Here is a 24539-nt window from a genome sequence, read left to right as displayed (position 1 = left end):
CAGCACTGACACGAGGGGGAACGCGGGCAATGAGCGCCGACACAGGAACGCTGCGGGGCACCGACTACGAGATCCGGCGGTTCCGGCCGCAGCCGGCGTCGTCGCCCGACTACGCGGACACGGAGCGGTGGATCGAGGCCGTGCACTACGGCTTCTACCAGAAGCCCGGGCGGGACGAGCTCACGGCGCGGATCGCCGAGTCGTCGGTGGCCGACGACCGGGAGCTGACCGGGGCGTACGAGACGGAGCCCGCCGCGGCCCCGGCGCTGGATTCTGCGGGCCCGGTGGCCACCTTTGCCACGTTCCGCAAGACCCTCAATGTGGGCCACGGGGTGCTCGTCCCCGCCCACATGGTCACGGCCGTCACCGTCCGGACGGACCACCGCCGCCGCGGGCTCCTCCGCAGGCTCATGTCCGAGGACCTGGCACGCGCGAAGGCAGACGGTGTGCCGGTCGCCGCCCTGACGGCCTCCGAGGCCTCGATCTACCGGCGCTTCGGCTACGGGGTCGCGACCCACGAGCGGAGCGTGAGTGTGGAGACGGGGCCGCGGTTCAGGCTCCCGGCGCCCGTGCGCGGCCGCGTGGTCGCGGCCGAGCCGGCGGCGATGCTGGACCTCGCCCCGGAGATCTTCGCCAGGGCGCACCGGGCGATCCCCGGCTCGCTGGGCCGGCAGGAGCGCTACCGCCTGCGCGCAGCGGGCCAGTGGGATGACGAGACGGGCGGCCCGGACCGGGCCGTCCGGGTCGCGGTCCACCTCGACGAGCAGGGCATCCCCGACGGCTACGCGGCCTACGCATTCCGCGGCTGGGAGACGGAGCCGCCCACCATGGCGCTGCGCGACCTCGTCGCGGCGACCCCGGAGGCCTACCTGGGGCTCTGGGACTTCCTGGGCTCCCTCGACCTGATCGAGCGCGTCGAGTGGGAGGATGCCCCGGTGGACGACCCGCTCGTGTGGGCCCTCGAGGACCCGCGCGTGGTCCGCACCGGCTCGGTGCGGGACATGCTCTGGCTGCGGATCCTCGACGTCGAGGCCGCGCTCTCCGCCCGGAAGACCGCGCACGACGGCGAGCTCGTCCTCCGCGTCCACGATCCCCTCGGATTCACGGACGGCAGGTACCGCCTCTCCTCCTCGGCGGGCACAGCCCGGGTCTCCCGCGTCGGCGCCGACGACCCCGGGCAGGACGACCTCATCATGGACATCGCCGAGCTCTCGTCGGTCTACGTCGGCGGCGTGAGCCCGGTGACGCTCGCCGAGGCGGGCCGCATCCGCGTCGGGGCCGGTCGGCCGGATGCCGCAGCGGAGCTGGCCCGGATGCTCGCGGTCGAGCGCCCCGCCCACTGCCTCACGCACTTCTAGGCGGCGACGGGTCGCTGGCGGGCGGCAGCGCGACACCTGCCTGCAACCGTGCGTTCCCCCGGGCGTGGGCTCGCCGCGGTATCCTGCCCCCGGGACGTCACGGCGAAGACCGGTGCGGACCCCGCCCACTGTTCCTCCTCCCTGGAGCCTGAATGCTCGCGCGCCGACGTGTGCTCACCGCCCTGCCTGCACTGGCACTGGCGGCGTGCGCCGCGCCGACAGCGTCCCTCTCCTCGGGCGCCAAGGGCCCCGGGCCGGCCCCGGCCCACGGGGCCGCGGAAGCTCCGGGGCCCACCGGCCCGGCGCGGCCGCCGCTCCCCGCGCTCGAGCAGATCGAGGGCAGGTTTGCCGGACGCGTCCCGGCCATGTGGGGACTCGCGGTGCCCGGCGTCGTGACCCGCTGTTCCGTGGCATCTGTCGCCCTCACCTTCGACGCCTGCGGAGGCCCAGGGGGCGCGGGGTACGATTCCCGGCTCATTGCGGCCCTGAGGAAGTACCGGGTTCCCGCGACCCTGTTCCTCAACTCCCGCTGGATCGCGGCGAACCCCGGAGCGGCCGCCGAACTGGCCGCCGACCCCCTGTTCGAGCTCGCGGACCACGGCACGGCGCACCGGCCGCTGTCGGTGACGGGCCGGGCGGCCTACGGCATCCCGGGCACGTCCTCTGTCGCCGCCGTCTACCAGGAGATCCTGTCCAACAGGGCGCACCTCGAGGGGCTCACCCGGGCGCCCGGCCCCTGGTACCGGCCCGGCACCGCCTACTACGACGACGTGGCCGCGGATGTGGTCCGTGCCGTGGGCCTCGTCCCGGTCAACTTCTCGGTCAACGGCGACGGCGGGGCGACCTTCTCGCCCGCGCAGGTCGCCACGGAGGTCGGGAGGGCGCGCGCCGGGGACATCGTGATCAGCCACATGAACCACCCGGGAGCGGGGACGGCCCGGGGGTACGAGGCGGCGCTGCCGCGCCTCATCGGGATGGGGATCTCCTTCACCACCCTCTCGAGGGCTGGCCTGCCGTGGGAATAGGGCTGTCCCCGGAATCGGACCCTGGAATCGAAGGCAGCCGCGCGCTGGGGCGTTTTGACCCCTGTTGGGACCGCCAACTAGACTGGTGGGGCGCGTAGTGCGCAGCACCACCATCAACACTTCAGCCAGCACGTGCGGCCGCACGTGTCTGGGTGACCGACCAACTATCCACATCGGAGCCCCTACTACATGACCATCACCTCCACGACCTCCTCCACGCCGCAGGTCGCCATCAACGACATCGGCACGCCCGAGGAGTTCCTCGCCGCCGTCGACGCCACCATCAAGTACTTCAACGACGGCGACCTTGTCGAGGGCACCGTTGTCAAGGTCGACCGCGACGAGGTCCTCCTTGACATCGGGTACAAGACGGAGGGTGTCATCCCCTCCCGCGAGCTCTCCATCAAGCACGACGTCGACCCGTCCGAGGTCGTCGCCGTCGGTGATCAGGTCGAGGCCCTCGTTCTCACCAAGGAGGACAAGGAAGGCCGCCTGATCCTGTCCAAGAAGCGCGCCCAGTACGAGCGCGCCTGGGGCGACATCGAGAAGATCAAGGAGGAGGACGGCGTCGTCACCGGCACCGTCATCGAGGTGGTCAAGGGTGGTCTCATCCTCGACATCGGCCTCCGTGGCTTCCTCCCGGCCTCGCTGGTCGAGATGCGCCGCGTCCGCGACCTGGCGCCGTACATCGGCCAGAAGCTCGAGGCGAAGATCATCGAGCTCGACAAGAACCGCAACAACGTGGTCCTGTCCCGCCGTGCGTGGCTCGAGCAGACCCAGTCCGAGGTCCGCTCCTCCTTCCTCAACAAGCTCGAGAAGGGCCAGGTCCGCACGGGCGTCGTGTCCTCGATCGTCAACTTCGGTGCGTTCGTGGACCTCGGCGGCGTCGACGGCCTCGTCCACGTCTCGGAGCTGTCCTGGAAGCACATCGACCACCCGTCCGAGGTTGTCGAGGTCGGCCAGGAGGTCACGGTCGAGGTCCTCGAGGTGGACCTGGACCGCGAGCGCGTCTCCCTGTCGCTCAAGGCGACGCAGGAGGATCCGTGGCAGACCTTCGCCCGCACGCATGCGCTGGGCCAGGTTGTCCCGGGCAAGGTCACGAAGCTCGTTCCGTTCGGCGCGTTCGTGCGCGTCGAGGACGGCATCGAGGGCCTCGTGCACATCTCGGAGCTGGCGGTCCGCCACGTGGACCTCGCCGAGCAGGTTGTCTCCGTGGGCGACGAGCTCTTCGTCAAGGTCATCGACATCGACCTCGAGCGTCGCCGCATCTCCCTGTCGCTCAAGCAGGCCAACGAGGGCGTGGACCCGGACTCGACCGAGTTCGACCCGGCGCTCTACGGCATGGCCGCCGAGTACGACGAGGAGGGCAACTACAAGTACCCGGAGGGCTTCGACCCGGAGTCCAACGAGTGGCTCGAGGGCTACGAGACTCAGCGCGCCGCGTGGGAGCAGCAGTACGCCGACGCCCAGGCCCGCTGGGAGGCGCACAAGAAGCAGGTCGCGCAGCACCTCGCCGACGACGCGGCCGCCGCGTCCGGTGGCCACGAGGCCGCTCCGACCACCTACTCCTCCGAGGCGCCGGCGACCGAGCACGGCACCCTCGCCTCGGACGAGGCCCTTGCCGCGCTCCGCGAGAAGCTGACCGGCAACTGATCGTGACCGCGGCCGCCTAGGCCGCCGGTACCGACACCGCTGACAAGGGCGGGTCCTGCTCAGGCAGGGCCCGCCCTCGTCGTGTCTCCCGGGCCTTTTTCCCCTGCCGGCGCTCCCGAGCAGATCCCTACGGTGGCTGCGGGGGCGGGTTCACCCCCAGCACCCGCCCCCACCTCGGCTCTTTCGCCCGACTCCTTCGGCCCGACTCCTCAGTCCCAGCTCCGTCAGCCCGATTCTTCGGCCCGTCAGCGGACGTCCACCCATGAGGTCCCGAGCCTCACAGGCTCAGCCGTCCCGGCGGTCAGTCCGGCGAGTCGCGCAGCGAACGCCATCCCTCCCGCGTCGGTGTCCTCGAGGGCCACCCGCAGCGTCGCGCCGTCTGCGCCGTAGTCCGTGCCGACCACCAGCACGCCGCCGGCGCGCAGGTCGTTCTCGAGCCGCGGTGCCGCGGCATGGGGCAGATCGATCCCGACGAGCCGAAGTCTGCGGCGCCGCAGGAGCGGGGCGGTGTCCAGGGCCGCCGAGACGGACTCCGAGTACGCCCGCACCAGGCCGCCGGCGCCCAGGAGGATCCCGCCGAAGTACCTCACCACGACCGCAGCGACGTCGCTGAGGTCGGCGACGCCGTCGTGCGTCTGACGCCGCAGGAGGGCCTCCAGCATCGGGATCCCGGCGGTGCCCGAGGGCTCACCGTCGTCGCTGCTGCGCTGCGTGGTGCGGTCCGGCCCGAGGACGAACGCGCTGCAGTGGTGGCGGGCATCGTGGAACTCCCGCCGAAGCCCGGCGACGAGGGCACGGGCCTCGTCCTCGGTCGTCGCCCGGCGCAGCACCGTGATGAAGCGCGAGCGCTTGACCTCCAACTCGTGGCGGTGCTCCCCGTCCAAGGTCGTGTAGATCGTGGCATGGCTCGGCGTCTCGGTCACCGTGCCCAGTCTAGGAGCTGTCCGGTCCGGGGGGCCGCCCGGCTCCACTAGGCTGGTCCCGTGCTGAGAGTGGGCCTGACGGGCGGCATCGCCGCGGGGAAGTCGGAGGTGTCGCGGCGGCTCGCCGAGCGCGGCGCCGTGATCGTGGACGCGGACGTCCTGGCGCGCGAGGCCGTGGCGCCCGGCAGCGACGGGCTCGCGGAAGTCGTCGAAGCCTTCGGGGAGGGAATCCTCGCCCCCGACGGCACGCTCGACCGTGCCGCGCTGGGCGCCATCGTGTTCGCCGACCCGTCCCGCCGCGACATGCTCAACGCGATCATCCATCCCCGCGTCCGGGCGCGCGCGGCGCAGCTCGCGGGCGACGCCGTCGCCGGGGACCCGCACGCCGTCGTCGTCCAGGACATCCCGCTGCTGGTGGAGACCGGCCAGGCGGGCGCGTTCGACGTCGTCGTGGTCGTCGATGCGCCCGACGACGTGCGCCTGGCCAGGCTGCTTGCCCGCAATGGGATGGACGAGGCCGAGGCGAGGTCCCGCATGTCGGCCCAGGCGACGCGGGAGCAGCGCCTCGCCGCCGCCGACCACGTTGTCGCCAACACCGGCTCCCTCCCCGAGCTGCGCGCCGCGGTGGACCGGCTCTGGGACGAGGTGCTTGAGCCCGCCGCCCGGGAGGGCTGAGAGCCGGGCCGCCGGGGCATTCGGTGTCAGCCCGTGGCGATCGTGGCGCCCTGCGGACACGAGCTGTCCGCTGCCCGGCGTAGATTGGAAGCATGAGCCTTGCGCAGGAGATCAACCGCGTCGTAGCGCCCTTCGAGGTGGTCAGCGAATACCAGCCGGCGGGCGATCAGCCGACCGCGATCGCCGAGATCGCCGAACGGATCCAGAACGGCGAGAAGGACGTGGTGCTCCTCGGAGCCACGGGCACCGGCAAGAGCGCCACGACGGCCTGGGTGATCGAGAAGCTCCAGCGCCCGACCCTGGTGATGGTCCAGAACAAGACCCTCGCGGCGCAGCTCGCCAACGAGTTCCGGGAGCTCCTGCCCAACAACGCGGTCGAGTACTTCGTCTCCTACTACGACTACTACCAGCCCGAGGCCTACGTGCCCCAGTCGGACACCTACATCGAGAAGGACTCCTCGATCAACGAGGAGGTCGAGCGGCTGCGGCACTCGGCCACGAACGCGCTGCTCACGCGCCGAGACGTGGTCGTCGTGGCGACCGTCTCGTGCATCTACGGCCTGGGCACCCCCGAGGAGTACGTCGCCGGGATGGTCACCCTGCGGCGCGGGATGGAGATGGACCGGGACGCGCTCCTGCGCCGGTTCGTCGCGATGCAGTACGTGCGCAACGACATGGACTTCCACCGCGGCACCTTCCGCGTGCGCGGCGATACGGTCGAGATCATCCCCATGTACGAGGAGCAGGCCCTGCGGATCGAGTTCTTCGGCGACGAGATCGAGTCGATCCACACCCTCCACCCCCTCACGGGCGAGGTGATCCGGGAGGAGACGGAGATGTACGTCTTCCCCGCGAGCCACTATGTCGCCGGCCCCGAGCGGATGGCCAAGGCAATCCGCGGCATCGAGGACGAGCTCGCCGAGCGGCTGCAGCTGCTCGAGTCGCAGAACAAGCTCGTCGAGGCCCAGCGGCTGCGCATGCGCACCACCTATGACCTCGAGATGATGCAGCAGATGGGGTTCTGCAACGGCATCGAGAACTACTCCCGGCACATCGACGGCCGAGGGCCCGGCACTGCCCCGCACTGCCTCCTGGACTACTTCCCGGATGACTTCCTGCTCGTCATCGACGAGTCCCACGTGACCGTCCCGCAGATCGGCGCCATGTACGAGGGGGACATGTCGCGCAAGCGCACCCTCGTCGAACACGGCTTCCGGCTACCCTCCGCCATGGACAACCGCCCGCTGAAGTGGGACGAGTTCCTCGAGCGGATCGGCCAGACCATCTACCTCTCGGCCACGCCCGGGAAATACGAGCTCGGCAAGGCCGACGGCGTGGTGCAGCAGATCATCCGGCCCACCGGCCTGGTTGACCCCGAGGTGGTGGTCAAGCCCACGAAGGGCCAGATCGACGACCTCCTCGGCGAGATCCGCGACCGCGTCGAGCGGGACGAGCGCGTGCTCGTCACGACCCTCACCAAGCGGATGGCCGAGGACCTCACCGAGTACCTGCTCGGCCACGGGGTCAAGGTCCAGTACCTCCATTCGGACGTCGACACCCTCCGCCGCGTCGAGCTGCTGCGGGAGCTGCGGCTCGGCACGTTCGACGTCCTGGTCGGCATCAACCTCCTCCGCGAGGGCCTGGACCTCCCCGAGGTCTCGCTCGTGAGCATCCTCGACGCGGACAAGGAGGGCTTCCTGCGCTCGGCGACGTCCCTCATCCAGACGATCGGCCGCGCGGCGCGCAATGTCTCCGGCCAGGTGCACATGTACGCGGACAGGATCACCGACTCCATGGCCCAGGCCATCGACGAGACGAATCGTCGCCGCGAGATCCAGGTGGCGTTCAACAAGGAGCGGGGGATCGACCCCCAGCCGCTACGCAAGCGGATCGCCGACATCACGGACCAGCTCGCGCGTGAGGATCAGGACACCGAGAAGCTGATCAAGCAGTTCGACTACGGCAAGGGCAAGCGCGGGTATTCCGCCGCGAAGGCCGCGGCGACCGGCCAGGAGACCGTCCGGAAGGATGGGGTCGCGGCCGCCCCGGCCGAGGACCTGATCGGCCTCATCGAGCAGCTTACGGAACAGATGCATGGGGCCGCGGCAGAACTCCAGTTCGAGCTCGCTGCCAGGCTCCGTGACGAGGTCGGCGACCTCAAGAAGGAGCTGCGGCAGATGCAGGCCGCCGGGCATGCCTGACCCCGGCGCCGGGCAGCGCCGCCTGCAGCGCAGGACCGTGGGGGTGCTGGCCTCCGCGCAGCTGCTGAGCGGTCTCGGGAACGGTGCGACGCTCGCCATCGGTTCCCTGCTCGCCGTCCAGTACGGCGGCTCCGATGCCTGGGCAGGGTCCGTGACGACCGTGCTGACCCTCACGGCCGCCGTCGCCGCCCTGCCCCTGGCGGGTCTCGCCGCCGCGAAGGGCCGCCGGACGGCGCTCGTCGTGGGCCTGGCCCTCGCCATGGCGGGCTCACTCGCGGTCGTGCTCTCCACCGTCACCTCATCGTTGCCGGTCCTTTTGGCGGGCGGGGCGCTGCTCGGGGTGGGGACAGCCGTGAACCTCCAGTCGCGCTTTGCAGCGCTCGACCTCGCCGGCGCCGCCCACCGCGGCCGGGACCTCTCGCTCGTCGTCTGGTCCATCACCGTGGGCGCGGTGGCGGGCCCCAACCTCATCCGGCCCGGGGCCGCCCTCGGCACGGCCCTCCACCTGCCCGAGACGGCCGGCCCGTTCGTCATCTCCGTCGCCGGGATGGCGCTGGCCGCCGTGATCCTGCTCGTCGGCCTGCGCCCCGACCCTCTGCTCGAGGCCCGGCGCCGCGCCGGCATCCAGGAGGCTCCTCAGGACCGGGCCGCCCGCTCGGGTGGGACCCCTTGGGGTGCGGCGTTCACGGGCGGCGTCCGCGCGATCCGTACCTCACCCGACGCCGTCCTCGGCGTCCTGGGCGTCGTCGCCGCGCACGCCGTCATGGTCTCGGTCATGTCGATGACCCCGCTGCACCTCCAGCAGGTCACGGTGGGGCCCATGGCCGGCATGGGCCACGAGGGCCGCGTGAGCACCGACTCGTTCGCGCTCATCGGGTTCACGATCTCGCTGCACATCGCCGGGATGTATGCGCTCTCGCCGCTCATGGGCTGGCTCTCGGACCGCTACGGGCGGCGTCGGGTTCTTGCCGGCGGCCATGTTGTGCTCCTGCTCGCCGTTGCCGTCGCCGCGCTCGGGGCACCGAGCCCCCCGGCCGTAGCTGTGGGCCTCGTCCTGCTCGGGCTCGGATGGTCCGCCGCGACGATCGCCGGCTCTGCGCTCCTGGCCGAGAGCGTCGGACCCGTCCACCGGGTCCAGGCGCAGGGTGCGAGCGACACGGCCATGGGCCTCGCGGGAGCCGCCGGCGGCGCGCTCTCCGGGGTCGCGATGGCGCTCATCGGCTTCGAGGGACTCGCCCTGGCGGCCGGTGTGCTGAGCGTCGCCGTCCTCGTGCTCGCCGTGACGCGGTCCGTGGCCGGGCGCCGACGCCTCGACCCCGCCTGACGGTCTGGCTCCGGCGGGTTCTCAGGGCGCATCCCAGCATGGGCTGAGATGGGAGACCCTGCAGCTCAGAACGGGGGCGGTTGCGGAGGCCGAGGTGGTGGCGCCGGGGGCGTGCCGCGTGTGACGTGGGTGCGGCCGAGGCACGAGGTCCAGACCGTCGTGCCCGCCGGGACGTCGTTCTCCGCTTTCCAGTGCCCGAGCGTCTTGATGCGGTGGTGCTCGGGGCAGAGGAGGGCGAGGTTGTCCCGACCCGTGCTGCCGCCGTGTGACCACTCACGGAGGTGGTCTGCCTCCGTGCGCGGGTGCGGGGCGTCGCATCCTGGGAAGGTGCAGCCGGCGTCTCTGAGCGCGAGGTAGCGGCGCAGCGCGGGCGGCGGTGTGTAGCGGGTGCGGCCGAGTGCCAAGGGGACACCGGCGTTCGGGTCGATGACAGCGCCCACCCAGGTGGCCGCATGGGCGGCCAGCGACCGCGCAGTCTCGGCATCGACGAGCCCGTAGCCCTGGATCTCTGCAGGAGCCTCCGCGAGCTTCAGCCCCGTCGCCGAGGAGCCGGGTGTGGCGGGACCGGGGGTTGGAAGGACAGTGCCGTACGGGATGGTCACGACGATCTCCGTGCGGACGCCGCCGCGTGGCTCGGACATGGTCCCCGACACCGGCGCGAGGAGCAGGCCCGTGAACGCGTCCGCGCGCTTCTGGGCCGTGGTCCGGGGGTCGTCGGCGGCCTGTGCTTGGGCGACGGCCTGCAGCCTGGTGTCGATCATGGCGCCGTCGACGAGAGGCAGATAGGCGGTGAGGAGGCACATCCCATCGTCGCAGGGGTCCACCTCGACCCGGCGGTGCTCGCGCGCTGCCCGGGACCGCGCGGCCAAGGCGTCGGCGGAGTACTCCTCGGCGAGCCGCCGCAGGGACCGCCGCAGTGCCGGCACCGATAACGGCACCGCAGTGCGGACCGCCGACTCGCCGGGCGAGGGCTCCGCTGAGGCTAGGCGGATCGCGCGGTGGATGAACTCGGCGACCGCCGCATCGGGCACGCAGGCTGACGCGCTCAGGATCGTCCTGGCCCGCTCCCGGTCGATGCGGGCGTCGTCGAGCGCGGCCAGCAGAGGCGCGGCTGCGGGCTCGGTGAGGGCCAGGCACTCGGCGACGAGCGCCCGAGCGGCACGCGGCGGGAGGAACAGCTCCGCGGCGACCTCGGCGGCGGCGAGCGAGGGCGCCTCGAGCCGTTCCATCGGGTCCGCCGACTCCGCTCCCAGCAGCACTGCGATCCGCCGGACACTCCTCGCCCGGTCGGCGTGGAGCTGGGACTCCACGGCCCTGCACACCGAGAGCCCGCCCACGAGTGAGTCGATCCTGAAGACCCGCTCCGCCGCGCGCCGGGAGGGCTCGCTCAGGGCCTCCGCGTCAGCGGGAGCAGGGTCCCACGCCTCCGCCCAGCACAGCGGGTCATCATCCGGCCCCTCCGGGGGCAGTGACCGCGGCACATGGTCACGCGACGGCGACCACTCGCCGTCGTGCGCCGAACCGCAGTACCCCTCCATGGATTCATCCCATCACGGGGGTCCGACATTCCTCGGCGGCGCCCGTCACCCGCCCTGAGTGGGGTCGGGGTCTGCCATCGCCAGGAGCCGCGCGAAGATCGCCTCGCCGTCGTCCGAGATGCCGTCGTGGTGGAAGTCGCCGGTCTCCCAGACGTCGAGCCCGCGCACGCGCCCTGCCGTCTCGAGCGAGAGGCCACGGTCCACGAAGATGTCGTCGCGGTACACGGCGGCGGCGACCGGCACCTCGTTCGCCGCGAGCCGGGCCGGATCGTACAGCGGCCCCCAGTCGGACCGCTCGGCCAGGAGGCGCGCAGCCTCGGCCAGCGGCACGAGTGCGGGATCCTGCTCGAAGTACCACGGCATCACCATCTCGCCGAGCAGCAGCGGCTCGGCGGCGTCGGGACGGAACTCGGGATGCTCGTCCAGAACGCGCCACGCGGCCCAGTCAGTGGCCTCGCCCTGGGCGTAGATGGCCTCGTGCAGCACGGCGTAGAGCGGGTTCGGAGCCCTCGTCACGAGGGAGTGCACCTGGGCCAGGAATGCGTCGGAGAGGCGCTGCCCGTCGGTGCCGAGGGTGAAGGCATCCTCGAGCAGGTAGTGCAGCTGGTCCACGCGCGTGTTGCCGCCCAGCAGGCTCCCGACGAGTTGGAAGCGCTCGGGCGTGAGCCGTTCGCCGGACGGGAGTCGCTCCTCGGCCGACCCCAGGTGGGCCATGACCTCGGTCACCCGTGCCCGGTCATCCGGGTACCAGCCGAAGTACTCGGCATTGCGATCGGCGACCCGCGCGTAGGTGGCCCGGTAGACGCGCTCCGCCGGGCCGTCCAGGGGTGCGAGGCCGCCGGTGATGATCGCGCGCCGCACCCCCTGCGGGGCGAAGGAGAGGTAGCTGAGGGCGCAGAACCCGCCGAAGCTCTGCCCGAACACGGTCCACGGCCCCGACCCGAGCGCCCGCCGGATCACCTCGCAGTCGAGCACGATCGAGTCCGCCCTGAAGTGCCCGAGGTATGCGGCCTGCGCGGCCGGTCCGCCGCGGCGGGGGAGGGTGGTGCGGTCCGCGGGGGTCGAGAGGCCGGTGCCGCGCTGGTCGAGCATGAGGATCCGGAAGTCCTTGGCCGCGGCCTTCATCCAGCCGCTCAGGCTCGTCACCCGCCCGCCGCGGCCACCGGGGCCGCCCTGGAGGAAGACGAGCCACGGCAGGCGCTCGACGGCGCCGGCGGAGTGCGCTGCGGCCACGTACTCGCGCGCGAACACCTCGATGAGTTCACCGTCGGGCCGTCCGTGGTCGAGCGGCACCGCGAAGACGTGCTCCACGGTGCGCATTCCGCGGAACTCGTGCGCTCCGACGATGCGGTGGGCGGACGACGGCGCCGCACCGGCCCTGCTCGGGCACCCACCCGCCGTCGTGCTCACCCCGCCGACCCTGCCGCGGATGCCCCGAACTCCGCGAGGGCGGACCCGGTGAGGCGGAACGTGTCCCATTCCTCCATCGGCGCGGCGCCCAGGCTGCGGTAGAAGCCGATGGAGGGCTCGTTCCACTTCAGCACGGCCCACTCGACCCGTGCGTAGCCGCGCTCCACGGCGATCCGCGCGAGCTCGGCCAGCAGCGCCTTGCCGTAGCCCCGGCCGCGGGCGGCCGGGCGGACGTAGAGGTCCTCGAGGTAGATCCCGTGGGTGCCCTCCCACGTCGAGTAGTTCAGGAACCACAGGGCGAAGCCCATGACCTCCGGCGAGCCGGCGCTGGAGCGGTCCTCGACCACGTGGGCGAAGATCGCCGGGTTCTCGCCGAACAGCTGCGCCTCGAGTGCCTCCGCGGTGTTCTTCACCGCGTCCGGCTCCTTCTCGTAGACCGCGAGCTCGTGGATGAGTTCGAGGATGACGGGGACGTCGGCGGGCTCGGCGGGCCGGAGGAGTGCGGTGGTGGAAACGGTCATGCCTCCCAACCTAGCCCCCGAGCCGCCCCACCGCGGTCAGACGGATCACGGCGCTGCCCGCGGCGTCGCTCGCGGCGAGGTCCACGTCGGCGGAGAAGCCCCAGTCGCGGTTGCCCGCGGGGTCCTCGAAGATCTGCCGCACGTGCCACACGCCAGGCTGCTCGTCGATGACGAGCAGCTGCGGCCCGCGCGCGTCCGGGCCGGTGCCGATGTCCTCGTGCTCCTCGAAGTAGGCGTCGAGCGCGTCCTCCCACGCGGCGACCCCGAATCCTTCGTCCCCGTCCAGCGCGGCGAGCGCGTCCGAGTCCTCGTCGGCGAACAGCTCGACCCGTCGGAACAGCTCGTTGCGCACCATGACCCGGAAGGCGCGCACGTTGGAGGTGAGCGCCGGCGGGGGAGGGGGCGGGGCGTCGTGGGCGTGCAGGTCCTTGCCGCTCGTGAGCTCCTCCCACTCGTCCAGGAGCGAGGAGTCTACCTGGCGGACCAGCTCGCCGAGCCACGCGATGAGGTCCTCGAGGTCCTCGCGCAGCGCATCCTGCGGGACGGTCTGGCGCAGGGCCTTGAACGCGTCGGTCAGGTAGCGCAGCACGATTCCCTCGCTGCGGGCGAGGCCGTAGAACTGGACGAACTCGCCGAAGTCCATGGCCCGCTCGTACATGTCCCGGACCACCGACTTCGGTGCGAGCTCGAAGTCGCCCACCCAGGGAGCGTGCCGGCGGTAGGTCTCGAACGCGGCCTCGAGCAGTTCCTTGAGGGGCTCCGGATAGGTGACGGCGTCGAGCGCGTTCATCCGCTCGGTGTACTCCATGCCCTCGGCCTTCATCGCGGCGACCGCCTCGGTCTTGGCGCGCTTGAGCTGTGCCGAGAGGATCTGCCGCGGCTTCTCGAGCGTGGCCTCGATGACGGAGACGACGTCGAGGGCGTAGGAGGGGGAGTCCGGGTCCAGCAGGTCCAGGGCCGCGAGCGCGAACGGGGAGAGCGGCTGGTTGAGCGCGAAGTTCTCCTGCAGGTCCACGGTCAGGCGCAGCGTGTGCCCGCTCGCCCGTTGGGCGTCGGTGAGCTCGGCGTCGGGGATCCGCTCGACCACGTCGGCGGCGATGAGCTCGCGGAGGATCCCGAGGGCCCGGCGCATGAGGCGCAGCTGGACGGGCCGCGGCTCGTGGTTCTCGGTGAGGAGCCGGTGCGCCGCCGTGAAGGGATTGCCGGGACGCGCCATGAGATTCAGGAGCATCGCGTGGGTCACGGTGAAGCTTGAGCTCAGCGGCTCCGGGGCGGCCTCGACGAGCTTCTCGAACGTCGGCCGGCCCCACGAGACGAACCCCTCGGGCGGCTTCTTCTTCACGACCTGGCGGAGCTTGCGCGCATCGTCGCCGAACTTCGCCCGCGCCTTCTCCATGGCCCGGTTGTTCTCCACGACGTGCTCGGGGGCCTGCACGACGACGGTCCCAGCCGTGTCGTAGCCGGCCCGCCCCGCGCGCCCGGCGATCTGGTGGAACTCCCGGGCGTTGAGGTGCCGCGTGCGCGTGCCGTCGAACTTGCTCAGCGCGGTGAGCAGGACGGTGCGGATCGGCACGTTGATCCCGACGCCGAGGGTGTCCGTCCCGCAGATGACCTTGAGCAGGCCCGCCTGCGCGAGCTGCTCGACGAGGCGTCGGTACTTGGGCAGCATGCCCGCGTGGTGCACCCCGATGCCGTGCCGGACCAGCCGGTTGAGCGTCTTGCCGAACCCCGCCGCGAACCGGAATCCGGCGATCAGCTCGGCGATCCGGTCCTTCTCCTCGCGCGTGCACATGTTCACGCTCATGAGCTGCTGGGCCCGCTCGATCGCCTCGAGCTGGCTGAAGTGCACCACGTAGACGGGGACCTGCTTCGTCGCGAGCAGCTCCTCGAGCGTCTCGTGGACGGGCTTCTCCTCGTAGTAGTAGTGCAGCGGGATGGGCCGTTCCGCGTGGGCGACGGTCGTCGTCGTCCGCCCGGTGCGCTCGGTGAGCTCGCGCTCGAAGCGGCTGACATCCCCGAGCGTGGCGCTCATGAGGAGGAACTGCGCCTGGGGGAGCTCGAGGAGGGGCACCTGCCAGGCCCAGCCTCGCTGTGGGTCGGAGTAGAAGTGGAACTCGTCCATGATCACCGGACCGAGCTCGGCGGCGTCGCCGAGGCGCAGGGCGTGGTTGGCGAGGATCTCCGCGGTGCAGCAGATGATCGGGGCGTCGGGGTTCACCGACGAGTCGCCCGTGACCATGCCGACGTTCTCGGCGCCGAAGATCTCGCACAGCGCGAAGAACTTCTCCGACACGAGCGCCTTGATCGGGGCGGTGTAGTAGCTGCGCTGGCCCGTCGCGAGGCCGTGGAAGTGCGCCGCGACGGCCACGAGGGACTTGCCGGAGCCGGTCGGCGTCGCGAGGATCACGTTCGAGCCGGAGACGATCTCGAGCACCGCCTCGTCCTGCGCGGGGTAGAGGGAGAGCCCGCGGGCCTCGGCCCAGCCGACGAACGCGTCGTAGACCCTGTCCTCCAGGGACTGTCCGGAGTCGGGGCGGGAGGACGGCGCGGGGATCAGGGTGTCGAGTCGCATGGCGCCCCCAGACTATCCGGATTAGCGTGGTCCCATGAGTTCGCCCACGTGGGACCCGGCCCTCTACACCGCCTTCGGGGACCATCGCTCGAGGCCGTTCTACGACCTCACGGGACGCATCGCGGCCGAGGCGCCGCGCCGCGTCGTCGACCTCGGCTGCGGCCCGGGCGAGCTCACCGCCACCCTCGCCGAGCGCTGGCCCGGCGCCCACGTGGAGGGGCTGGACAGCTCCGAGGAGATGCTCGACGCCGCGCGCTCGCGGTTCGCTGGGCGCGACCGGCTCTCGTTCCGGCACGGCGACATCCTCCACTGGGAGCCGGAGGACGACGTCGACGTGGTCGTCTCGAACGCCGCCCTCCAGTGGGTGCCCGGGCACCAGGGCCTCATGGGCCGCTGGCTCGAACAGCTCGCGCCCGGCGCGTGGCTGGCCGTCCAGGTGCCCGGCAACTTCTCGGCCCCCTCCCACACCCTCATGCGCGAGCTCGCCGAGTCCTCGCAGTGGGACCACCGCCTCCGCGGGGTGCTCCGTCATACCGACCCGGTGTCCGAGCCCCGGGCCTACCTCGAGCTCATGCTCGACGCCGGCTGGGATGCAGACGTCTGGGAGACGACGTACTGCCAGCTCCTCACCGGGGAGGACGCCGTCCTCAACTGGGTGCGCGGCACGGGCCTGCGCCCCGTGCTCGATGCGCTCTCTCCCGCCGAGGCCGCCCAGTTCGAGGAGCAGTACAACCAGCTCCTCTACGACGCGTACCCCTCGTCCGAGCGGGACGGGGTCCTCACGACCGTCTATCCCTTCCGCCGGATCTTCTGCGTGGGGCGCAGGCCGGGGCGGGCCTAGGACGCGGCGCGTTCCTCCAGGCCGAGGAGCCGGGCCCCGTTGTGCCACAGGACCTTGCGCATCCACTCGTCCCCGAGGCCGAGCCGCGCGAGCGCGTCGAGCTGGTGGGCGTACGGGTACGGGATGTTCGGGAAGTCCGAGCCGAGGACCACGCGGTCTGCCAGCTCCGCGAGCCGGTGGGGGAAGCCGTCGGGAAGGGGAGCGAACCGCTCGGTGAAGTCCGTCGCAGCCATGGTGGTGTCGAGGTGGACGTTCGGGTACGCGGCCGCGAGGTCGGCGAACTCCCAGTATTCCGGCATGCCGAGGTGCGCGATCACGAGCGCGAGCCGTGGGTGGCGGCGCAGGAGGGCCTCGACGCGCTGGGGGCCGGTGAACTCCCCGGGGAGCGGCTTGGACCCCGCGTGCATGACTACGGGTACCCCGGCCTCCTCGAGCTGGGCCCATGCAGGCTCGAGCAGGGGATCGTCCGGTCCGAACCGGCCCACCTGGAGGTGGACCTTGAACAGCCGTGCCCCTGCGGTGAGGGCCTGGCCCACGTACTCGCCGGCCTCGGGCTCCGGGTACATCGTGCCGCAGTGGACGGCGTCGGGGACCCGCGAGGCGAAGTCCGCACACCAGTGGTTGAGCCACGCTGCCATGCCGGGCCTGTGCGCATACGTGAGCGCCGGGATCGCGGCGAGCCCGAGGCCGCGGGCGATCCGCAGGCGCTCCTCCTCGCCGGTCCTGTAGGTGATCGGCCACGCCCATCCGTAGCGTTCTTCCGCCTGGTCGAAGTAGGCCCAGACCTTCGCGAGGACCGCCGGCGGCAGGAAGTGGACGTGGATGTCCGCGAGCGCCGGGATGCCGAGCCGCCCGAGGTAGGCGGGGATCTCGGCGTCGGTGGCGGGCCCCGGGCTGGTGGGCATGCCGGCTACCAGCCCCGCTCCTTCCACTCGGCCAGGTGCGGCCGCTCGGCGCCGAGCGTGGTGGGCTTGCCGTGTCCGGGGTGGACCTCGGACTCGTCCGGGTACGCGCCGAACAGGCGCTCGACGACGTCGCCGTAGAGGAGCGCGAAGCGGTCGGGGTCCTGCTGGGTGTTCCCGATGCCGCCGGGGAAGAGGGAGTCGCCGGAGAAGATGAGCGGCGCCGAGCCGGGCTCGGCCAGCACGTAGGCGATCGATCCCGGCGTGTGCCCCCGCAGGTGGACGGCGGTCAGCTCGAACCCGTCGAAGGTGCCCACGTCGCCGTGGTCGAGGACGACCCCGACCGGGGCGGGGATTCCGGACACGTCCTGCCGGCCGGCGGCGACCGGCGCGCCCGTCTCCTCCACGAGCCCCTCGAGCGCCCGGACATGGTCCCAGTGCTGGTGCGTCGTCGCGATCAGGGCGAGCTTCGCCGGTCCCTGCGCATCGGCCGCGCCCTCGGCGAGCAGGGCGCGGATGGCCGGGAGGTCGTCGGCGGCGTCGATGAGGACCTGGGCTCCTGAGGCCTTGGCCGTGATGAGGTAGACGTTGTTGTCCATGTCGCTCACGGAGATCCGGCGCACCGTGACGCGCCCGAGGTCTTTCACGAGGGTGCTCATGGACGCCACCCTAGGCGGCTTCGCTACGCTGGGCCAATGGCAAAGGGTGATTTCCCGGGGCGGTGGCGCCCCAACGCGGAGCTGGCCGTTCCGCTCTTCGAGCAGCTCCGGCGGCACATCCTGGGGCTCGTGGAGGAGGGGGGCCTGGGGGTCGGCACGAAGCTGCCGTCGGTGCGCGCGCTCGCGGGCGAGCTCGGGGTTGCGCCGCACACCGTGGCGCGCGCCTACCGCGAGCTCGAGGAGGCCGGCGTCCTCGAGACAGCCGGGCGGGCCGGCACCACGGTGGCCCCCCGGGGCCAGCGGGACGAGGACCTCGCGGCGGCTGCGGCGGCGTTCGTGCGCACCGCGGCGGCACGGGGCTGCTCGCTCGAGGAGGCTGTCACCCTCGTCACCGCGGCCTACGGCACCAGGGACCGCCCGCAGGCCGGGTGAGCCCAAGCTCACATCGAAGACATTTTCGAATTTCGATCCTGTCCACTAGCATAGTCAGGTGCAGAGTCTGCCCACACTCAACGAGTCCACGTCCGAGCAGGAGAACGTCCTGGATGGCGAGCGGACGGGGCCTGCCACGGCCGCTGCCGTCCTCCAGGAGACCCTGACGCCGCACGACCAGTCCCGCCTCGTCGTCAAGGGCGCGCGCGAGCACAACCTCCGCAACGTCAGCCTCGACCTGCCGCGCGACGCGATGATCGTCTTCACCGGGCTCTCGGGCTCGGGGAAGTCCTCGCTCGCCTTCGACACGATCTTCGCCGAGGGGCAGCGACGCTACGTCGAGTCCCTCTCGGCCTACGCCCGCCAGTTCCTCGGCCAGGTGGACAAGCCTGATGTCGACTTCATCGAGGGCCTCTCGCCGGCCGTCTCGATCGACCAGAAGTCCACGAGCAAGAACCCCCGCTCGACGGTGGGCACGATCACCGAGATCTACGACTACATGCGCCTCCTCTGGGCGCGCGTCGGGCGCCCGCACTGCCCCATCTGCCACGAGCCGGTGACCCGCCAGACCCCGCAGCAGATCGTCGACCAGCTCCTCGAGATGCCCGAGGGCACCCGCTTCCAGCTGCTCGCCCCCGTGGTGCGGGGCCGCAAGGGCGAGTTCGTGGACCTGTTCAAGGAGCTGGCCGCCAAGGGCTACTCCCGGGCCCGGGTGGACGGCTCGCTCGTGCAGCTCTCCGACCCGCCCAAGCTCGGCAAGCAGTTCAAGCACACCATCGAGGTCGTCGTCGACCGGCTCGTGGTGAAGGAGGGGATCCGCCAGCGCCTCGCCGACTCGGTGGAGACGGCGCTCGGGCTCGCCGAGGGGCGCGTCCTCGCAGACTTCGTGGACCTCGACGAGGACGACGACGTGCGGCTGCGCGCGTTCTCGGAGCACCTTGCGTGCCCCAACGAGCACCCTCTGGCGATCGACGAGATCGAGCCGCGCTCCTTCTCCTTCAACAACCCGTTCGGCGCGTGCCCGGCGTGCACCGGCATCGGCACGAAGCTCGAGGTCGACGTCGACCTCGTGGTGCCCGACGCGCAGCTGAGCCTCTCCGAGGGCGCGATCGCCCCCTGGTCGCTCGGCACGGCGACCCAGGAGTACTGGACGCGGCTCCTCGCCGGCCTCGCCGACGAGCTCGGCTTCTCGATGACCACCCCGTGGCACAGCCTTCCGGAGTATGCCCGGGACGCGGTGCTGTTCGGCAAGGACCACAAGGTTGTCGTCCAGTACCGCAACCGGTTCGGCCGGGAGCGGAAGTACAGCACGGGGTTCGAGGGCGCGGTGGCCTACATCCAGCGCAAGCACCTCGAGACCGAGTCGGACTCCGCCCGTGACCGGTACGAGGAGTACATGCGGGAGATCCCGTGCCCCGAGTGCGGCGGCGCGCGGCTGAACCCGGCCTCGCTCTCGGTCCTGGTGGGCGGCCGGTCCATTGCGGACGTCAGCAGGCTGCCGCTCCAGGAGGCGAGGACGTTCCTCGCCACGCTCGACCTCACCCGGCGCGAGGAGCAGATCGCCGCGCAGGTCCTCAAGGAGATCGACGCGCGCCTGCGGTTCCTCCTCGATGTGGGCCTCGAGTACCTCAACCTCGAGCGCGCGGCCGGGACGCTCTCCGGCGGCGAGGCGCAGCGCATCAGGCTCGCGACCCAGATCGGCTCCGGCCTCGTCGGCGTCCTGTACGTCCTGGACGAGCCGAGCATCGGCCTGCACCAGCGCGACAACCGCCGGCTCATCGAGACGCTCACCCGGCTGCGCGACCTCGGGAACACGCTCATCGTCGTCGAGCACGACGAGGACACCATCCACGAGGCCGACTGGATCGTCGACATCGGCCCGGGCGCCGGCGAGCACGGGGGAGAGGTCGTCCACTCCGGCACGCTCGAGGACCTCAAGGCCAATACCGCCTCGCTCACCGGGGACTACCTGTCCGGACGGCGCTCCATCGAGATCCCGGCCAAGCGCCGCAAGGTCGACCGCAAGCGCCAGCTCAAGGTCGTGGGGGCGCGCGAGCACAACCTGCAGGGCGTCGACGTGACCTTCCCCCTCGGGGTGCTCACCGCCGTCACCGGCGTGAGCGGCTCCGGGAAGTCCACGCTCGTCAACGACATCCTCTACAAGGTGCTCGCGAACCGCCTCAATGGCGCCAAGCAGGTCGCGGGCCGCCACACGCGCATCGAGGGGCTCGAGCACCTCGACAAGGTCATCCACGTCGACCAGAGCCCGATCGGTCGCACCCCGCGGTCCAACCCGGCGACCTACACCGGCGTGTTCGACCACATCCGCAAGCTGTTCGCCGAGACGAACGAGGCGAAGGTCCGCGGCTACATGCCCGGCCGCTTCTCGTTCAACGTCAAGGGCGGCCGCTGCGAGGCGTGCAGCGGCGACGGCACCATCAAGATCGAGATGAACTTCCTCCCGGACGTGTACGTCCCCTGCGAGGTGTGCCACGGAGCGCGCTACAACCGCGAGACGCTCGAGGTGCACTACAAGGGCAAGACCATCGCGGACGTGCTGAACATGCCGATCGACGAGGCGGCCGAGTTCTTCGCCGCGTTCAGCCCGATCGCGCGGCACCTCAACACCCTCGTCGACGTGGGCCTCGGCTATGTCCGGCTCGGCCAGCCGGCCACGACCCTGTCCGGCGGCGAGGCCCAGCGTGTCAAGCTCGCGGCGGAGCTCCAGAAGCGCTCCAACGGCCGCAGCGCCTACGTCTTGGACGAGCCGACCACCGGCCTGCACTTCGAGGACATCCGCAAGCTGCTCCTCGTCCTGCAGTCCCTCGTCGAGAAGGGCAACACGGTGATCACGATCGAGCACAACCTCGACGTCATCAAGAGCGCCGACTGGATCATCGACCTCGGCCCGAACGGCGGATCGGGCGGCGGCCGGATCGTGGCCACCGGAACCCCGGAGCAGGTCTCGCGCGTGGAGGGCAGCTACACGGGCATGTTCCTCGCGGAGATTCTCGGCGGCGAGGGCTAGCCGCACCCGTCGAACATGAGCGCCGCGGCATGGATCCTCGGTTCCATGCCGCGGCGTTCATGCCATGGCCGTGTCCGTTTCGGTCCGGCGCGGGCGATGTGCGAGACTGTCCCGGTGACTGACAGCCCCGCGCTTGCGATCTTCGATCTGGACGGAACCCTCATCGACCCGGCGGGGAGCATCACCGGCGGCATCGCCTTCGCCCTGCAGGCCCACGGGCTGCCCGTCCCCGACAGCGAGACGCTCTCCAGCATGGTGGGCCCGCCGCTCCTGGAATCCCTGCACCGGCTCGCGGACGTGCCCGAGGAGACGCTCTCGGCGGTGGTCCACACCTACCGGCAGCGCTACATCTCGCACGGGATGGCCGAGAGCAGGCCGTATCCCGGCATCCCCGAGTTGCTCGGCCGCCTGCGGGCCGAGGGGGTGCACCTAGCCGTCGCCACCCAGAAGCCGCAGAACCTCGCCGAGCGCCTCCTGCGCGCCCACGGCCTCGACGTCCACTTCCACAGCATCCACGGAGCGCCCGACGACGAGACGCTTCCGCCCGCTCCGGATGGGAAGGCGGGGATGGTCCGTGCCGCCCTCGAGACGAATCACGGCCGCGCAGAGCGCTCGGTCATGATCGGCGACCGGCGGCACGACGCCGCGGGCGCCGCCGCGAACGGGCTGCCGTGCATCGGAGTCCGGTGGGGCTTCGCGCCCGAGGGCGAATTCGCGTCCCTCGACCTCGCCGCCGCGGTCGGCGACGCCGACGAGCTCGGGCGGGCGATCGACGTCGTGCTCCACCGTGCACCGGAGGCCGCCGCGTGCTGATCTACTCCATGACCCGGCAGAGCATCCGGGGCCTCATCGGCGGCCTCTGCCGTCCCACTGTGACGGGGCTGGAGAACGTGCCCGAGAGCGGCCCCTTCATCGTGGCCTCCAACCACCTCTCGTTCCTCGACTCCGTCATCATCCAGGCGCTCATGCCCCGCGGCGTCGCGTTCTTCGCGAAGGCCGAGTATTTCACGGGCAAGGGCGTCAAGGGCAAGCTCATGAAGGCCTTCTTCGAGGGCGTGGGGTCCATCCCCGTGGAGCGCGGCGAGCAGGCGGCGAGCGTGGCCGCGCTCAAGACGCTGCTCGACATCCTCGACCAGGGCGAGGCGATCGGCATCTACCCCGAGGGCACACGCTCCCGCGACGGCCTGCTCTACCGCGGCCGGACCGGCGTCGGCTGGCTCGCGCTCACGACCGGCGCGCCCGTGGTCCCGGTCGGGCTCGTCGGGACGGAGAACCTCCAGCCGGCGGGCAGGAACGCGATCCGGCCGCAGCACTTCGAGATGCGCGTCGGCGAGCCGCTGTGGTTCGACAAGACCGGGCCGGACCACTCGCTCCCGCTGCGCCGCGAGGCGACCGACCGGATCATGGACGCCATCGCCGCCCTCAGCGGGCAGGAGCGCGCGGCCGGCTACAACAAGCCGCCCTCGCACTAGCCGCGCGGGGGGCCGCACGGCGGGCCGCGCGCACGGGAGGACCCGCCGACTCTCCTAGACTGGAGCGGTGGCAGATCCAGCGAGCTACCGGCCCAGGACCGGCGAGATCCCGACCGACCCTGGCGTCTACCGCTTCCGGGACCCGCACGGGCGGGTCATCTATGTCGGCAAGGCCAAGAACCTCCGCCAGCGGCTCACGTCCTACTTCGCGCGGCCGGCGACGCTCCTGCCCAAGACGTACGCGATGGTCCACACGGCCGCGAGTGTCGAGTGGACCGTGGTCGGGAGCGAGCTCGAGGCCCTCCAGCTCGAGTACACCTGGATCAAGGAGTTCAGGCCGCGCTACAACCTCGCCTTCCGCGACGACAAGACCTACCCCTACCTCGCCGTCACGATGGGGGAGAAGTACCCCCGCGTCATGGTCATGCGCGGCGAGCGGCGCAAGGGCACCCGCTACTTCGGGCCCTACACGGCCGGGGCCATCCGCGAGACCATGGACACCCTCCTGCGCGTCTTCCCGGTCCGCTCGTGCAGCGCCGGAGTGTTCCGGCGCGCCGAGCAGAGCGGGCGCCCGTGCCTGCTCGGCTACATCGACAAGTGCTCGGCCCCGTGCGTGGGCCGCATCAGCGAGGAGGACCACCGCGCCCTCGCCGACGACTTCTGCGCCTTCATGGGCGGCGAGGCCAAGCGCTTCATCACCCAGCTTGAGCGCAAGATGGCGGACGCCGTCTCCGACCTCGACTACGAGAACGCCGCGCGGCTGCGGGACGACATCGTGGCCATGCGGAAGGTCTTCGAACGCAACGCGGTGGTGCTCTCCGAAGAGACCGACGCGGACGTCTTCGCCGTCGAGGAGGACGAGCTCGAGGCCGCCGTGCAGGTGTTCCACGTCCGGGGCGGGCGCATCCGCGGCCAGCGCGGGTGGATCGTGGAGAAGGTTGAGGACACGACGCCCGAGGCGCTCGTGGGCCACCTGCTCCAGCAGGTCTACGGCGACCAGGAGGAGACGAACGGGCGGCTCCCGCGCGAGGTGCTCGTCCCGGTCCTGCCGGAGGATGCCGACGAGCTCGGCATCTGGCTCACCGGCCTGCGCGGCGCGCGGGTCGAGCTGCGGGTGCCGCAGCGGGGCGACAAGGCCGCCCTGCTCAAGACCGTGCACGAGAACGCGGTCCAGGCCCTGCGGCTGCACAAGAGCCGCCGCGCGGGGGACATCACGACCCGCTCCCTCGCCCTGCAGGAGCTCCAGGACGCGCTCGAGCTGCCCGAGCCGCCCCTGCGCATCGAGTCCTTCGACATCTCCCACGTCCAGGGCACCAACGTCGTGGCCTCGATGGTCGTGGTCGAGGACGGGCTCACGAAGAAGAGCGAGTACCGCAAGTTCACGATCACGGGCGAGGCGGCCCGCGACGACACGGCGGCGATGCATGACGTCCTGACGCGCCGCTTCCGCAACTACCTCGCCGAGCGCGAGCGGCCGGTCGAGGAGCGGGACAGCGGCAAGTTCGCCTACCCGCCGAACCTCGTCGTGGTGGACGGCGGCCAGCCCCAGGTGACGGCCGCGGTCCGGGCCCTCGCCGAGCTCGGCATCGGAGACGAGGTCCGCGTCGTGGGCCTCGCCAAGCGGCTCGAGGAGGTCTGGCTCCCCGAGGGCGACTTCCCCGTCATCCTGCCCCGCGCCTCACAGGGCCTGTACCTGCTCCAGCGCATCCGCGACGAGGCCCACCGCTTCGCCATCACCTTCCACCGGCAGCGGCGCGCGAAGTCGATGACCGCGTCCCTCCTCGACGAGGTCCCCGGGCTGGGCCCTGCCCGTCAGAAGGCCGTCCTGGCGCACTTCGGCTCGCTCAAGCGGCTCCGGGCCGCGTCGGTGACCGAGATCACGGACGTGAACGGGGTGGGCCCGTCCCTCGCGGCGGCCATCCACGCCCGGCTCCACGGAGTGGAGCAGCCAGCCCCCGCCGTCAACTACGCCACCGGCGAAATCGTGGAGTCTTAGCTAGGCTGG

General features: G+C 71.5%; 19 protein-coding genes. 12 read left to right on the top strand and 7 right to left on the bottom strand.

Annotated features, from left to right (window positions below; all coding sequences use genetic code 11):
* Positions 1–29 precede the first annotated feature (29 nt).
* The 3 genes from J2W21_RS18275 (at position 30) to rpsA (ending at position 4036) form a co-directional block, all read left to right on the top strand.
* Positions 30–1358 carry a GNAT family N-acetyltransferase gene (locus tag J2W21_RS18275; RefSeq protein WP_307115948.1) on the top strand — a complete coding sequence of 443 codons (1329 nt, stop codon included), beginning with the start codon at positions 30–32 and terminating at the stop codon, positions 1356–1358.
* Between the two features lie 152 nt (positions 1359–1510).
* A complete protein-coding gene (locus tag J2W21_RS18270) occupies positions 1511–2383 on the top strand; it encodes a polysaccharide deacetylase family protein (RefSeq protein WP_307115947.1) in 873 nt (290 codons plus the stop codon).
* Between the two features lie 189 nt (positions 2384–2572).
* Positions 2573–4036: a 30S ribosomal protein S1 gene (gene rpsA / locus J2W21_RS18265; RefSeq protein WP_307115946.1), complete on the top strand. Its 1464-nt coding sequence runs from the start codon at positions 2573–2575 to the stop codon at positions 4034–4036.
* A 245-nt stretch (positions 4037–4281) separates the two neighbouring features.
* On the opposite strand, the gene J2W21_RS18260 is transcribed toward rpsA, so the two are convergent.
* Positions 4282–4959 carry an IMPACT family protein gene (locus tag J2W21_RS18260; RefSeq protein WP_307115945.1) on the bottom strand — a complete coding sequence of 226 codons (678 nt, stop codon included), beginning with the start codon at positions 4957–4959 and terminating at the stop codon, positions 4282–4284.
* A gap of 60 nt (positions 4960–5019) precedes the next feature.
* Between J2W21_RS18260 and coaE the strand changes: the two genes are divergently transcribed.
* From coaE to J2W21_RS18245, 3 genes are all read left to right on the top strand, one after another.
* Entirely contained in the window at positions 5020–5634 is a 615-nt protein-coding gene (coaE, locus tag J2W21_RS18255) for a dephospho-CoA kinase (protein WP_307115944.1), read from the top strand.
* Between the two features lie 92 nt (positions 5635–5726).
* Positions 5727–7835 carry an excinuclease ABC subunit UvrB gene (gene uvrB, locus J2W21_RS18250; protein ID WP_307115943.1) on the top strand — a complete coding sequence of 703 codons (2109 nt, stop codon included), beginning with the start codon at positions 5727–5729 and terminating at the stop codon, positions 7833–7835.
* Complete coding sequence (locus J2W21_RS18245; protein WP_307115942.1) at positions 7828–9159, top strand: MFS transporter; 1332 nt, start codon at positions 7828–7830, stop codon at positions 9157–9159. The genes uvrB and J2W21_RS18245 overlap by 8 nt, the downstream gene beginning before the upstream one ends.
* Before the next feature lie 65 nt (positions 9160–9224).
* Here J2W21_RS18245 and J2W21_RS18240 read toward each other — a convergent pair whose 3' ends face one another.
* The 4 genes from J2W21_RS18240 to J2W21_RS18225 form a co-directional block, all read right to left on the bottom strand.
* A complete protein-coding gene (locus J2W21_RS18240) occupies positions 9225–10697 on the bottom strand; it encodes an HNH endonuclease signature motif containing protein (protein WP_307115941.1) in 1473 nt (490 codons plus the stop codon).
* 45 nt (positions 10698–10742) lie between these two features.
* The gene (locus J2W21_RS18235) at positions 10743–12017 is read right to left on the bottom strand and encodes an alpha/beta fold hydrolase (RefSeq protein WP_307115979.1); all 1275 of its coding nucleotides are present in this window, start codon (positions 12015–12017) and stop codon (positions 10743–10745) included.
* 86 nt (positions 12018–12103) lie between these two features.
* On the bottom strand, positions 12104–12628 hold the full coding sequence (locus J2W21_RS18230; protein ID WP_307115940.1) for a GNAT family N-acetyltransferase: 525 nt from the start codon (positions 12626–12628) through the stop codon (positions 12104–12106).
* 10 nt (positions 12629–12638) lie between these two features.
* Positions 12639–15200 carry a DEAD/DEAH box helicase gene (locus tag J2W21_RS18225; protein WP_307115939.1) on the bottom strand — a complete coding sequence of 854 codons (2562 nt, stop codon included), beginning with the start codon at positions 15198–15200 and terminating at the stop codon, positions 12639–12641.
* Positions 15201–15234: 34 nt separating this feature from the next.
* Here J2W21_RS18225 and J2W21_RS18220 point away from each other — a divergent pair, with 34 nt between their 5' ends.
* On the top strand, positions 15235–16041 hold the full coding sequence (locus J2W21_RS18220) for a trans-aconitate 2-methyltransferase (protein ID WP_307115938.1): 807 nt from the start codon (positions 15235–15237) through the stop codon (positions 16039–16041).
* On the opposite strand, the gene J2W21_RS18215 is transcribed toward J2W21_RS18220, so the two are convergent.
* Both J2W21_RS18215 and J2W21_RS18210 read right to left on the bottom strand, forming a co-directional pair.
* Entirely contained in the window at positions 16038–16946 is a 909-nt protein-coding gene (locus J2W21_RS18215) for an amidohydrolase family protein (protein WP_307115937.1), read from the bottom strand. The two genes, J2W21_RS18220 and J2W21_RS18215, sit on opposite strands and share 4 nt — an antisense overlap.
* A gap of 5 nt (positions 16947–16951) precedes the next feature.
* Positions 16952–17602, bottom strand: coding sequence for an MBL fold metallo-hydrolase (locus J2W21_RS18210; RefSeq protein WP_307115936.1), 651 nt, complete (start codon positions 17600–17602; stop codon positions 16952–16954).
* Between the two features lie 36 nt (positions 17603–17638).
* On the opposite strand from J2W21_RS18210, the gene J2W21_RS18205 reads away from it, so the two are divergent.
* The 5 genes from J2W21_RS18205 (at position 17639) to uvrC (ending at position 24530) form a co-directional block, all read left to right on the top strand.
* Positions 17639–18034, top strand: coding sequence for a GntR family transcriptional regulator (locus tag J2W21_RS18205; RefSeq protein ID WP_307115935.1), 396 nt, complete (start codon positions 17639–17641; stop codon positions 18032–18034).
* Between the two features lie 163 nt (positions 18035–18197).
* Entirely contained in the window at positions 18198–21062 is a 2865-nt protein-coding gene (uvrA, locus tag J2W21_RS18200) for an excinuclease ABC subunit UvrA (protein WP_307115978.1), read from the top strand.
* Between the two features lie 114 nt (positions 21063–21176).
* Entirely contained in the window at positions 21177–21875 is a 699-nt protein-coding gene (locus J2W21_RS18195) for an HAD hydrolase-like protein (RefSeq protein ID WP_307115934.1), read from the top strand.
* Positions 21876–21883: 8 nt separating this feature from the next.
* Entirely contained in the window at positions 21884–22534 is a 651-nt protein-coding gene (locus J2W21_RS18190; protein WP_307115977.1) for a lysophospholipid acyltransferase family protein, read from the top strand.
* Positions 22535–22601: 67 nt separating this feature from the next.
* Positions 22602–24530: an excinuclease ABC subunit UvrC gene (gene uvrC, locus J2W21_RS18185; RefSeq protein ID WP_307115933.1), complete on the top strand. Its 1929-nt coding sequence runs from the start codon at positions 22602–22604 to the stop codon at positions 24528–24530.
* Positions 24531–24539: the final 9 nt, after the last annotated feature.

Origin of the sequence: Sinomonas atrocyanea (assembly GCF_030811715.1) — a bacterium.
In the GTDB taxonomy this organism is placed as follows: domain Bacteria; phylum Actinomycetota; class Actinomycetes; order Actinomycetales; family Micrococcaceae; genus Sinomonas; species Sinomonas atrocyanea_A.
The sequence above is the reverse complement of the archived record's forward strand: the minus strand, read 5'-3'. Positions and strand labels throughout refer to the sequence as shown.

What these genes read in the sequence shown, in the direction of transcription:
- J2W21_RS18240 (WP_307115941.1), bottom strand. Translation starts at nt 10,697, where the DNA reads ATGGAGGGGTACTGCGGTTCGGCGCACGACGGCGAGTGGTCGCCGTCG.
- J2W21_RS18220 (WP_307115938.1), top strand. Translation starts at nt 15,235, where the DNA reads ATGAGTTCGCCCACGTGGGACCCGGCCCTCTACACCGCCTTCGGGGAC.
- J2W21_RS18225 (WP_307115939.1), bottom strand. Translation starts at nt 15,200, where the DNA reads ATGCGACTCGACACCCTGATCCCCGCGCCGTCCTCCCGCCCCGACTCC.
- J2W21_RS18270 (WP_307115947.1), top strand. Translation starts at nt 1,511, where the DNA reads ATGCTCGCGCGCCGACGTGTGCTCACCGCCCTGCCTGCACTGGCACTG.
- J2W21_RS18215 (WP_307115937.1), bottom strand. Translation starts at nt 16,946, where the DNA reads ATGCCCACCAGCCCGGGGCCCGCCACCGACGCCGAGATCCCCGCCTAC.
- J2W21_RS18245 (WP_307115942.1), top strand. Translation starts at nt 7,828, where the DNA reads ATGCCTGACCCCGGCGCCGGGCAGCGCCGCCTGCAGCGCAGGACCGTG.
- rpsA (WP_307115946.1), top strand. Translation starts at nt 2,573, where the DNA reads ATGACCATCACCTCCACGACCTCCTCCACGCCGCAGGTCGCCATCAAC.
- J2W21_RS18205 (WP_307115935.1), top strand. Translation starts at nt 17,639, where the DNA reads ATGGCAAAGGGTGATTTCCCGGGGCGGTGGCGCCCCAACGCGGAGCTG.
- uvrB (WP_307115943.1), top strand. Translation starts at nt 5,727, where the DNA reads ATGAGCCTTGCGCAGGAGATCAACCGCGTCGTAGCGCCCTTCGAGGTG.
- J2W21_RS18275 (WP_307115948.1), top strand. Translation starts at nt 30, where the DNA reads ATGAGCGCCGACACAGGAACGCTGCGGGGCACCGACTACGAGATCCGG.
- J2W21_RS18210 (WP_307115936.1), bottom strand. Translation starts at nt 17,602, where the DNA reads ATGAGCACCCTCGTGAAAGACCTCGGGCGCGTCACGGTGCGCCGGATC.
- J2W21_RS18190 (WP_307115977.1), top strand. Translation starts at nt 21,884, where the DNA reads ATGACCCGGCAGAGCATCCGGGGCCTCATCGGCGGCCTCTGCCGTCCC.
- J2W21_RS18235 (WP_307115979.1), bottom strand. Translation starts at nt 12,017, where the DNA reads ATGCGCACCGTGGAGCACGTCTTCGCGGTGCCGCTCGACCACGGACGG.
- J2W21_RS18230 (WP_307115940.1), bottom strand. Translation starts at nt 12,628, where the DNA reads ATGACCGTTTCCACCACCGCACTCCTCCGGCCCGCCGAGCCCGCCGAC.